This is a genomic window from Clostridium zeae (assembly GCF_017312485.1).
Lineage (GTDB): Bacteria > Bacillota > Clostridia > Clostridiales > Clostridiaceae > Clostridium_AR > Clostridium_AR zeae.
On sequence record NZ_BMBA01000002.1, the window covers coordinates 738,753 to 750,324 of the forward strand.

At 31.3% G+C, this 11,572-nt stretch carries 11 protein-coding genes; 3 read left to right on the top strand and 8 right to left on the bottom strand.

The features are described 5' to 3' along the window. Positions 1 to 465 precede the first annotated feature (465 nt). Together J3477_RS12755 and brnQ are read left to right on the top strand one after the other, a co-directional pair. On the top strand, positions 466 to 2,229 hold the full coding sequence (locus tag J3477_RS12755) for a methyl-accepting chemotaxis protein (protein WP_206870329.1): 1,764 nt from the start codon (positions 466 to 468) through the stop codon (positions 2,227 to 2,229). A 291-nt stretch (positions 2,230 to 2,520) separates the two neighbouring features. Next, positions 2,521 to 3,879, top strand: a complete 1,359-nt coding sequence (gene brnQ / locus J3477_RS12760; protein WP_206870330.1) for a branched-chain amino acid transport system II carrier protein — start codon at positions 2,521 to 2,523, stop codon at positions 3,877 to 3,879. Between the two features lie 257 nt (positions 3,880 to 4,136). On the opposite strand, the gene J3477_RS12765 is transcribed toward brnQ, so the two are convergent. Beyond that, on the bottom strand, positions 4,137 to 4,694 hold the full coding sequence (locus tag J3477_RS12765) for a CBO0543 family protein (RefSeq protein WP_206870331.1): 558 nt from the start codon (positions 4,692 to 4,694) through the stop codon (positions 4,137 to 4,139). A gap of 93 nt (positions 4,695 to 4,787) precedes the next feature. On the opposite strand from J3477_RS12765, the gene J3477_RS12770 reads away from it, so the two are divergent. Continuing rightward, positions 4,788 to 5,690, top strand: a complete 903-nt coding sequence (locus J3477_RS12770) for an alpha/beta hydrolase (RefSeq protein ID WP_206870332.1) — start codon at positions 4,788 to 4,790, stop codon at positions 5,688 to 5,690. Between the two features lie 125 nt (positions 5,691 to 5,815). Here the strand turns inward: J3477_RS12770 and J3477_RS26405 are convergent, their stop codons facing one another. The 7 genes from J3477_RS26405 to J3477_RS12805 all read right to left on the bottom strand — a co-directional run bounded on the left by J3477_RS26405 (position 5,816) and on the right by J3477_RS12805 (position 11,383). Next, positions 5,816 to 6,013 carry a helix-turn-helix domain-containing protein gene (locus J3477_RS26405; protein WP_371876601.1) on the bottom strand — a complete coding sequence of 66 codons (198 nt, stop codon included), beginning with the start codon at positions 6,011 to 6,013 and terminating at the stop codon, positions 5,816 to 5,818. Positions 6,014 to 6,135: 122 nt separating this feature from the next. Beyond that, positions 6,136 to 6,579 carry a DUF3021 domain-containing protein gene (locus J3477_RS12780; protein WP_206870334.1) on the bottom strand — a complete coding sequence of 148 codons (444 nt, stop codon included), beginning with the start codon at positions 6,577 to 6,579 and terminating at the stop codon, positions 6,136 to 6,138. Positions 6,580 to 6,591: 12 nt separating this feature from the next. After that, positions 6,592 to 7,029, bottom strand: a complete 438-nt coding sequence (locus J3477_RS12785; RefSeq protein ID WP_206870335.1) for a LytTR family DNA-binding domain-containing protein — start codon at positions 7,027 to 7,029, stop codon at positions 6,592 to 6,594. 241 nt (positions 7,030 to 7,270) lie between these two features. Further along, a complete protein-coding gene (locus J3477_RS12790; protein ID WP_206870742.1) occupies positions 7,271 to 8,053 on the bottom strand; it encodes an ABC transporter ATP-binding protein in 783 nt (260 codons plus the stop codon). Positions 8,054 to 8,186: 133 nt separating this feature from the next. Then, complete coding sequence (locus J3477_RS12795) at positions 8,187 to 9,203, bottom strand: FecCD family ABC transporter permease (RefSeq protein WP_206870336.1); 1,017 nt, start codon at positions 9,201 to 9,203, stop codon at positions 8,187 to 8,189. After that, positions 9,203 to 10,231 (bottom strand): FecCD family ABC transporter permease, encoded by a 1,029-nt coding sequence (locus tag J3477_RS12800; protein ID WP_206870337.1) that lies wholly within the window; start codon positions 10,229 to 10,231, stop codon positions 9,203 to 9,205. Before J3477_RS12800 ends, J3477_RS12795 begins: the two co-directional genes overlap by 1 nt. Positions 10,232 to 10,435: 204 nt before the next feature. Further along, positions 10,436 to 11,383: an ABC transporter substrate-binding protein gene (locus tag J3477_RS12805; RefSeq protein ID WP_206870338.1), complete on the bottom strand. Its 948-nt coding sequence runs from the start codon at positions 11,381 to 11,383 to the stop codon at positions 10,436 to 10,438. Positions 11,384 to 11,572 lie beyond the last annotated feature (189 nt).

Consider the following 11,572-nt stretch of genomic DNA (forward strand, 5'->3'; position numbering starts at 1 on the left):
CTGTCCTCCAACTATTCATCAGTACTGCTATATTATAAAGTGTACGTTATCATTTTAATAATATATTTCATTTTGTTCTTTAATTTAGAATATCAATTTACCCCTGTCTTAAGATCCTTCGGCATAACCTTTCAAACAAGTACAAATTAATTTTTCTAATGCAATCATATACTAAGTTTTTCTTAGGATTATACTCTAATATATTAATATTATCAATACGGTAAAATTGATAATACTTTCCTTCCACTTCCATATCTAAATTTTTACCAACACCATTTTACTTTTTAGTAATCGAAGAAGTTTAAATAATTTTATATAAATTATCTTATAATCCATTCTTTCACTTACAATTTTTTATTCAAAGTCTAATAACTAAATTATTCCACATTACTGTACAATTCCTTTCAAGTTAAAAAATTCCCTACCGATAATAGAAACACAACTATACGATTAGGGGGAATACAGATGAGAAAAAAGTCAGGAAAGAAAACTAAAGGCTTAGCTATAAAGACAAAGCTTACTTTAGTAATGGTCTTATTATTAAGTATACCTGTACTGGCATTAGGGATAGCCAGTTATTACGTAGCAAGAATACAGCTTGAAAACAGTGGAAAAGTTATATTAAAAAACAGTGTAGAAATGACATTACAAATAATTGATCAAAATCAGAAACTTGTGGATGAAGGTAAGTTAACTCTTGATGAAGCTCAAGAAAAAGTTAGAGAATATATGCTTAGTAAAAAACAATCAGATGGCACACGCTCTATTAATAAAAATTTAAGTTTAGGACAAAGTGGTTACTTACTTGCTTATACACAAGATGGGGTTGAAGCAGTCCATCCTACTTTGGAAGGTAAAAATGTATTAGAATCAAAAGATAAGAAAAATGGTTCCCTATTTGTTAAGGACCAAATTAAAATAGCTAATGCTGGTGGAGGATATTTAACCTATTGGTGGACACTTCCTAACTCAGATAAAGTTGCAAATAAAATAACTTATCAAAAAACCGATACTCATTGGGGATGGGTAGTATGTGCAGGAACTTACATGAATGATTTTAATAGTGGTTCGAATAATATTCTTATTACTACTCTTATAGTGTTATTAGTAGTGCTTATTTTAGGTTCTGCGGTAATTATTCTGTTTGCCAAACACATATCTAATCCTATTAAACAGATTAGTAACGCTGTAGATGTGGTAGCTTCAGGTGATTTAAGCATTGAAAAAGTGGAAATAAAAAGTAAAGATGAAATTGGCAATCTAAACGATTCCTTCAACATTATGGTTAAGAATATTAATGAATTTATTGGTTCAGTAAAAGATTCTGTTAATGTTGTTTTTGACTCTTCTAAATTATTAGATGATATTGTTTATGAAAATACAGCTTCAATAACCGAAGTTGCATCATCCGTTGATGAAATTGCTAAAGGCTCAAATCAACAGGCCAGAGAAACTGAAAATGGAGTTACTAAAATAAAAAATTTATCAGACAAAATTGATTTAGTGACAAAGCTTACTATAGAAACCAACGAGGTTGCCGTTGAAACTGCTAACATAAGCAATAAAGGACTACAAGCAATTGAATTACTTTCTAAAAAATCAGATGAAAACAACCAAGCTACTGAAAAGACAAGTGACATAATTATGGAAGTTGATAGAACTTCTGTAGAAATCGGATCTATTACTGAAGCCATAAGCCAAATTTCAGAGCAAACAAATCTATTATCTTTAAATGCTGCCATAGAAGCTGCAAGAGCTGGCGAGCAAGGAAAAGGCTTTGCTGTAGTTGCTGAAGAAGTTAGAAAGTTAGCTTCACAATCTTCAATATCCGCTGCAAAAGTTAAAGAATTAATTCTTGGAATACAAGATAAATCAAAGGCTGCCGTAAAAGCTATGGAAAATGGAAAGATAATAGCAAAAGAACAAACTAACTCTGTTATAGAGGCTAAAGATATCTTTATTGAAATACTACATTCTATAGAAAAGATTACAAACGACATGAAGAATTTAAAAACTTACAGTATTGAGATGGATAAAGAAAAAAATGAAATAGTTGAAGTTTTAGAAGTTCTTTCAGCCTCAACAGAAGAGAATTCTGCTGCAACTGAGCAAATTTCAGCTACAACTGAACAGCAATTAGCAAATGTAAACCAAATAGCTCAGTATACCCAAGACTTAAATAAATTAGCTGAGAAACTTAGACAATCAGTTAATACCTTTAAAATTTAAAGTAAAGAAGCATTTTCTTCATCAGAGGAAAATGCTTTTTTTAACTCAAATTTTAAAATTATTAATATAGTTATATTTCAACTAATCTATAATAACAATTTTATAACAAATAGAGTTAATCTTTGCGAATTATATGTTGATTGATATATAAAAAAACAAATTTACTAATTTCAATAAGTATATTATAATAAATAAAGATTAAGGTATTATCAAAAAGCATTGCAAAATCGTTACATTAATAACAAAATAATAACTTTTGATAATATTAAATATTTAAAAGGAGGACAACATATGAAAAAGAAGCTAAGTTTCAATCAAAACTTGCTGATAGGCTCATTATTATTCGGACTATTCTTTGGTGCTGGTAACTTAATATTCCCAGTTCAAATGGGACAACAAGCTGGAAATCATGCTTTTACTGCTACTATTGGATTTTTAATAACTGGTGTAGGACTACCTATTCTTGGTATCATTGCTTCAGCTCTTTCAAAAAGCGAAAGCTTGTTTGATATGGCAAGACCAGTTAGTTCAAAATATTCAACAATATTTACATGTTTATTGTACTTAACAATCGGTCCATTATTTGCAATTCCTCGTACTGCTACAGTGGCATTTGAGGTAGGAATCCATCCATTTATTTCTGATGAATATTTAAAACTAGGACTTATTATTTTCTCATTTATATTTTTTGCAGTCACTATTTATTTTTCATTAAAACCAGGTCAGATTTTAGATTGGGTAGGTAGATACCTTACTCCTATTTTCTTGGTATTATTATCGGTTTTATTAATAGCTACCTTCATGAATCCTATGGGACATGCAAGTGACTTTGTAGCTCAAGGCAATTACGTAGCTCAGCCATTATTTACTGGTTTATTAGATGGATACAACACAATGGACGCCTTGGCTTCAGTAGCCTTTTCTATAATTATTATTTCTAATATTCAAAAACTAGGTGTTAAAGATTCTAATTCAATTGCTGTTGAAACCAGTAAGTCAGGCTTAGTTAGTGTTGCTGGTATGGCTATCATATACGCTTCCTTAGCTTATATGGGTGCTACAAGTTTAGGTAGTGTAAGTCGTGCAGATAACGGCGGTGCTATACTATCAATGGTTAGCAATCATTATTTTGGTGTTGTTGGGCAAGTATTATTAGCTGCTATTGTAGGAGTTGCCTGTGTAAAGACAGCTATTGGTTTAATAACCTCATGTGCTGAAATGTTTAGTGAGATGTTCCCAAAAACAGTTTCTTATAAGAAATACGCTATTGCTTTTACACTTTTCTCATTTGTAATTGCTAACTTTGGGTTGAGTAATCTTATAAAATTCTCTATCCCAGTGTTAATGTTCCTTTATCCATTAGTAATCACTTTAATTTTGTTATCTCTATTAGCTCCATTCATCAATAAGCAAAGTGATATATACAAATGGACCACTGGATTAACAGTTGTTGCAGCCTTCTTTGATCTTCTAAAAGCACTTCCACAGCCTCTTGCTGGAAATGCTGTAATTACTCAGCTTGTTAGCTTTGCTGCTTCTCATCTACCAGGATATAATTACGGATTTGGCTGGGTTATACCTGCACTTTGCGGATTTATCATTGGTTTAATTGTCTGGTGTGTTCGTGGAAAGAAAGTAAGTGCTGCATAAAGAAACTGTATAAAGATGAACCACTTCAATCCGAAATCTATCTTCAAAACTCCTCTGGGTTCTGAGAGGAGAATTTGAAAATATAAGTTTAATTATGAAGTGGTTCATATATAGATAATTATCACTTCCATAGAATTTTAACTGCTTTTTAGATTTTCTGCACAGGAGCTTCTAAACACAGATAACTTTTATGGAAGTGATTTTTTAAATTTTGGTGCTGTTAAAGCACCGTGTTGAAATTAAACATATCTTTAATTTTAATGCTGTACGTCTTTCTTACCGGATAATCTTATAGTAATATATTTACATACAACTGTCATAGTCAAAAATAGAATAAAAGAATAGGTATGTTTCCACGCAAGTGGTTCATAAATATTGATCCAAATTGCTATAGGTTCCTCAATATAAGCTCCTATAGCAGATAATACTATATTAGCCGTTATGAAGGCTTTCCAGTTTGAATTATATTGGAATATCAGCATAGATACGATAGGAATAAAAACTAAATCATGTACTAAGAAAATTCCCACTGGAAGCATTCTTATTGGATATCTCCATAAAACAAAATTAACACCTACTACATCCATAACTGTAGCCATTAGACTAATCATAAGTCCATAGGTTAAAATCTCAAAACTTCTTTTTCTATCTAGTAACTTATATAATAAAAAAATTGGGATAATTAAATATATAAATTTTATCCACCATTGCCAAGTAAATAGTTCGTAATTATACCAATGCTGAAGCGACAAGTCAAACTCTGTCTGTTTTAGTTCAAGTATTTTTTCATGTAATGACTCCCTGCTAGAATTCATATACTTTCTCCTATTTTTAATTATTTTTCCAGGCCCCATCTTATAAATATTATTCCCTTGATTAATATAATTTATATAAAGGAGTGATACAAATTGTCATTAACATCTATAGTTCTTAATTTAATGTTCAAAAAGGGAGACGCATTAAGAGATAAAGGACTTACTACTCCTAAAAGCATCAAAAGGCATGTAAATATAAATTATTATGGAGACACGACTGAAGAACACTTGCTTGACGTATATAATCCATTAGAGAACGAAAAACCTCTACCAGTAATAATTTCAATTCATGGTGGAGGCTGGGTTTACGGAAATAAGGACACCTATCAGTTTTACTGTATGAATTTAGCTAACTACGGATTTAATGTAATAAATTTTAGCTATCGCCTTGCTCCAAAATATAAATTTCCTGCTGCTCTAGAGGATGTGAATGCAGTCTTTCATTGGGTAAAAGAAAATGCTGAGGAGTTTAACTTTGAGCTTAACAATTTGTTCGTTGTCGGTGATTCAGCTGGTGCTCAGCTTGCAAGCCAATATGCCGCTATAACTACCAACTGTGAGTATGCGAAACTCTTTAGCTTAAAAACTCCTGATATCAAAATAAAAGCGATGGGATTAAACTGTGGCATATATGATCCTCTTGATAGATTAAAAAATATAGACAATATCTTAATAAATAGATTTATTAAAAATTTACTAAGAGATTATCTAGGTAAAGATGTTTATGAATATGAACGAGAAATGGATTTTCAATCAAATATTACGCCTTCATATCCCCCATCTTTTATCTCATGTAGTATTAATGATATATTGATAGGTTGCAAACCTGTGTTGCTTGATAAATTAAAGGCTTTAGGTATTACTCATATTTACAAAGAATACGGTCATAATGACAAGTATGCTAACCATGTATTTCATCTTAATATAAGAAATGCTGAGGCAATAAAGCTGAATGATGCTCAAGTAGCATTTTTTCTTAGGTTTACCGATAATTAAAAGCATAATCGTTGGTTGTGTTTAAAAACTGTACTAAAATTATGGTTTTTTATAATTTATTTTTCTAAAACAGCTCTTTGCCTATATTGATAAGGCGAACAGTCATAATATTTCTTAAAGGTTCTTTAAAAGTGATCACTGGAATTATACCCAATAAGCTCTGAAATCTTTTCTATAGTCATATTGGCGTTCTTTAAATATTCACAGGCATCGGACATTTTTAATCCTGTTATTAGTTTCATAAATCTTAATCCTGTATTCTTTTTAATTAAAAAGCTCATATATGCTTCGCTATAATGAAAAACTTTGGATAATGAGTCCAAAGTTAAACTAATGTACTTTTAGGCACGGTAATATAAATAAAAAATAAGAAACAAAGATTCTTTCTCAAAGGACCTTTGCTTCTTATTTTTTATGCATTCTTTATTAGAGTAATATGATACAATTAAAACTTATTTGTTTGTTCCTTTTTATATTTATTCAACCTTTCATTGAGCTGTTTTGCTTGTGCATGTCCGTCTATATACATCATTGCATAAACAACTACTTTAACAGCAAAAATTATAATTATATATAATAGAATGTTATTACTATCAACGGCTTTATTTGGACTAAATAGCCATAACCAAACAAATATAATAACATCTGCAAGTGTAGAAAAAATGAACAAATTAAAATTTTGAGTCTTTTTATCTAAATCATACTTATTTACAAAGGCAAACTTGAAAAATACATATGCTGAACTCAATAATATAACTTGCCAAAGTAGCGAGGTTTCAATTACTGCAATAGAGTTACTACTGAAATAAATTGTGACAACAATCATCAAGAACCCAAAAGCTTTAAAAAAATCTTTCAACATAAATTTCAAATACTCATTAATTTTCATAATACATCCTCCTTATAACCCTAATTCTTTTTTTAGTATTGGAACATATTGTCTGGAAATATATACCTTTTCTCCATTTTGTAATAAGGCTTCAAATCTACCATAAAAAATTGGACTTACAGATTCTATTTTTGCGATATTTAGGATAGTGGATTTTGATGCTCTAAAAAATCCAAGATTCTCATATTCTGTCTCAATTTCATAAAGCCTAAGCCTAGATTCGAAAACCTTTTCTTCACAATAAATGAATACTTTATTGTCTACTGATTCGAAATAAAAAACATCTTTAGGATTTATTACATGCATTTGTAATCCTGTAAGCCCAATAATCTTTTTAGAAGAGGCTTTAATATAATGAATCATCTGCAATAACGATTCATCAAGTTCATTGCATCTTACTATTATTTCAGGCTCATTTCCGTCAGGAATATTTTCAATAGTAACTTTCAATTGGCTTCCCCCCTCACTTCTCTTTCTATGTTTTCAGTATATGTTAGTAGCTCTCTACATTCAACACCCTATATAGTAAGCTACAGTTTTTGAGAAGTAAGTTGCTTCATCGGAAGGATATGCTGCATAGTAATATATATTTTGTCATGCAAATGATGAAGTTTTATATGAGAATATTAAGTTGGAACAATTTTATAACTAAATAAAAAAATAATAGTTTACATTAAAATAACCTATGATTTTAAAGCAAATCATAGGTTATGCATACTGGCTTATTTTCTCTAGGATCTTTTACAATCTCCGCATCAATATTAAATAATACTTTAAGGTTCTCTTTAGTCATAACTTCATCTGGATTTCCATCACAAACGATGTTTCCTTCTTTTACTCCAACCATATAATCAGCAAATCTAGCTGCATTGTTAAGCTCATGGATTACCATAACTATGGTTCTATTTTGCTTTTCATTTAAATCCTTTAGAAGTTCTAATATCTCCAACTGATGAGCTAAATCCAAGTAAGTTGTTGGTTCATCAAGTAATAGAATATCAGTCTGCTGAGCTAAAGCCATTGAGATCCACACTCTTTGTCTTTGTCCTCCAGATAAAGCTTCTATTGGTCTAGACTTAAATTCTTTCATTCCTGTAACTTCTAAAGCCCAATCAATAATTTCTCTATCTTCCTTTTGAATCTTTCCAAAACCACTTTGATGAGGAAATCTTCCGTAAGCAACAAGTTCTTCTACAAGCAGCCCATTTGGTGCTTGAGGACTTTGTGGAAGTACAGCCATAACCTTTGCTATTTCTTTAGAATCCTGCTTTTTTATATCTTTTCCATCTATATAAATGGCACCACTTTTAGGTTCTAAGATTCTAGCCAGGGTTTTTAAAATAGTTGATTTACCACAACCGTTAGCTCCTATTATAGTTGTTATCTTTCCTTTAGGTATATTTAGATTTAACCCTTTAACTATATCTAAATTACCATAAGATATATCTAGATTTTCTGTATTTATAATATTCATATTTATGTTACTCATAATTACCCTCCAGCAATATATACATTAACTTTTAGCATCTATCTCATTAAAATTTTTAGAAACTTTTTATAGTCCATATGATTAACCACTTAATTTCATCACGGTACTTTAACATCGCCTATTGCTTAAGCATTAGGTATACGAAATAAGGAACTCCTATAATTGATAACACTATTCCTACAGGTATCTCTGCAGGTGCTAGTAAGTTTTTAGCTACTATATCCGAAACTAAAAATAGAAAAATACTTATAAGTGCTGATGTTGGTATCAAAACCTTATGCTTTGGACCAACTAATCTTCTTGCAATATGTGGTGAAATTAACCCTAAGAAAGAAATTGTACCTGAAACTGCAGTGGCTGCTCCAGCTAAAGCTACAGAAAAAAATAGCAGTTTTCTTCTTTCTTTTTCTACCTTTACACCAAGTCCAGTTGATAGCTCATCACCTAAATTAAGTACATCAAGATATCTTGCTTTATATAGTGTAAGTACTAAAAATATAACTATCCATGGAAGTGTCGCAATTACATATTTCCAGTTTGCTCCCCATATACTTCCTGAGATCCATACCATAACTCTATTGAACTCTTGAGTAGTAAACTTAAGCTGGAATATTATAAGCATTGCAGTAAATGCAGAGTTTATACCTATTCCAACCAATATAAGCCTAGATGGATTTATCCCTTTTTTCCATGCCAAGGAATATATCAAGATTGCAGCTATGAAAGCTCCAGAAAGAGCCAAAATTGGCATTGTATATATAGTTATATCACTGATAACAGCGTAGGTATTTCCGCTAGTAAAATATATATATACTACTACTGCAAGTGAAGCACCTGAACCAATTCCTATTATTCCTGGATCAGCCAAATCATTTTTAGTTATCCCTTGTAAGATGGTTCCTGAAGTTGATAAGCCTATAGCTACTAAAACAGCAATTATTATTCTAGGTAGTCTGAGAGTAAATAATACCAATTCATCTTTTCTTGTTCCTTGTCCTATAAGGGTTTTCAAAACATCTATTGGCTTTATAGACAAAGAGCCCATGTTTAGACTTACTATAAAACTGATTATTATAAGTGCAGTTAATATAATTGATATATATTTAAATCTTTTATTTCCACTTAACATGTTCATTAAAGCTTATCCCCCTTTCTTACAAGGTATATAAAGAACGGTACCCCTATTAATGCTATCAGTGAGCCTATAGGAGTTTCATAAGGCTGATTTATCATCCTTGCAGCTATATCACAATAAACCACAAGTGCAGCCCCTACTACAAGCGAACATGGAATTATGTATCTATAATCCGGACCAACTAATCCTTTAACTATTTGTGGTACTATAAGACCTACAAAGGCTACATTACCAGCAACTGATACGGAGGCACCACAAAGCATAATCACTATAACGATACCTATAAATCTTATTAAATTTGTCTTTTGTCCAAGTCCTATAGCTATTTCTTCGCCTAAACTTAAAATAGTTATTTTGGGTGACAATATAATTGCGAAAACAACTCCTACTAAGCCAACCATTCCAAGAAGCTTTACTCCCTGCCATTTAGCTGTTGTAAGTCCACCTGCAATCCAAAAACTCAATTGCTGTGATAAATTAAAATACATAGCAATAGCAGTTGCCAAAGATATTAGAAGAGTTCCTATGGCAGTTCCTGCTAATGCAAGCTTTACTGGATCAGTTCCCTTAATTGATCTAGAACTTAAAAAATACACTAATATCCCACTAATACTCGCTCCAGCAAAAGCAAATATCATAAGCCCAAAGCTTCCAATGTTAAGCTGCATAGAAAATGCAATTGCGATTGTAAAGGTAGCTCCTTGCGTTATTCCCATAATTGAAGGCTCTGCTATAGGATTTCTTGTAATCCCCTGCATTACAGCCCCTGAAACAGCTAAAAAACCTCCAACTAATGCTGCTGCAATAGCTCTTGGCATTCTTAAATCTCTAATTATTTGATTATCGACATTGTCTTTAGAGTAAAAAATACTATTGAAAACTGTATCCAAACTAATATGCTTTGCTCCGAGAGACATGGACAATCCTATCCCAAATAATAAAACAGCAGCTCCAATAACTACAATTAATGATGCTACTACAATCCTAGATTTCTTATTTTCCTCATTACCTTTTTCAGCTAAAATCATTGATGTTTTTATCCTCCTCTTAAACAAAGATAAAGTATTATGTACATAGAAATTCTGATGTATCCATCTTTATAAATATCAACTTCTATTTAAAATACATTTGGGCAAAATGTTATAAATGCAATTTAGGATGACTAAAATGTAGTCTTAGCCATCCTAAATTTTATTGTTCTGTTTATATTTATACTGAATTGGTTATTGAAATTATTTACCTGCTAATTTTTCTTTTATTCCATCAAGAAGCTTTTCTTTTCCTATTGGTTGATATCCTTGTACGAAGTAAGGAGCACTTTCTAACTTAGTAACTTTTCCATCCTTAACAGCCTTAAGATTCTTGTATACTGCACTGTTTTGTAAGTCATTCCAATCTGCATCAGTTGCTATTACAATTAGGTAGTCTGCTTGTATTTGTGCTAAACCCTCCATAGTTACAACTGGTAAGCTTATACCTTCTTGTGGAGGAAGATTTGTAGGCTTAGCTAACTTCATATCATCATATAACATTGAACCTATTCCCGCACCTGTTAAAACATAGAACTTTCCTGCACTTGCAAGCACTGTGAAGTATGTAGTTTTATCACCATTCTTCTCAGCTATAGCTTTTCCAACGGCTTGTGCTTTAGCATCATAATCTTTTAACCAAGTTTGAGCTGAAGTTTCTTTTCCTAATACCTTTGCAACATCAGTAAGATTTGTTCTCCAATCATTCTGGTAATCCTTAAGTACAACTACTGGAGCAACTGCCTTTAATTGATCATATATCTTATTTTGTCTTTCGCTCATTATAATTAAATCTGGATTAGTCGCAATAATAGCTTCTACATCCATAGTATCTTTCATCGAATGTCCTACAACCTTAGCACTTCCTAGCTTATCTTTCACGTATTCTGGAACTTCTGTTGTCTTATATGAATCAACATTAGCAGTTGCTACTGGAATATCTCCAAGTATTGCAAGAGCTTCACTTGATCCTGAAACATCAACTATTCTTTTTGGATTTGTTGGTATAGTAACATCACCTTTTACAGTGCTTACTACCTTTGTGTCGCTTTCTTTTTTAGTTTCTTCCTTATTTGTTGATGCACATCCAGCTAATACTCCTACTGAAAGTACTGTAGCTAATAATAAACCTAAAACACTCTTTTTTTTCATTACTATTCCTCCTAGAGTTTTACCTTAAACATATTTTTGTTAGATTAATATCAAACTGTATTACAATGATAATCATTTTCATTTATTACCAAGAATCATTATACCAAAAATGGTTTTTATGTCAATGTAATTATCTTCCTACTTTATAAAGAAATTTTATGCCTATGTATTGTACCTTTGTTTTTTCAA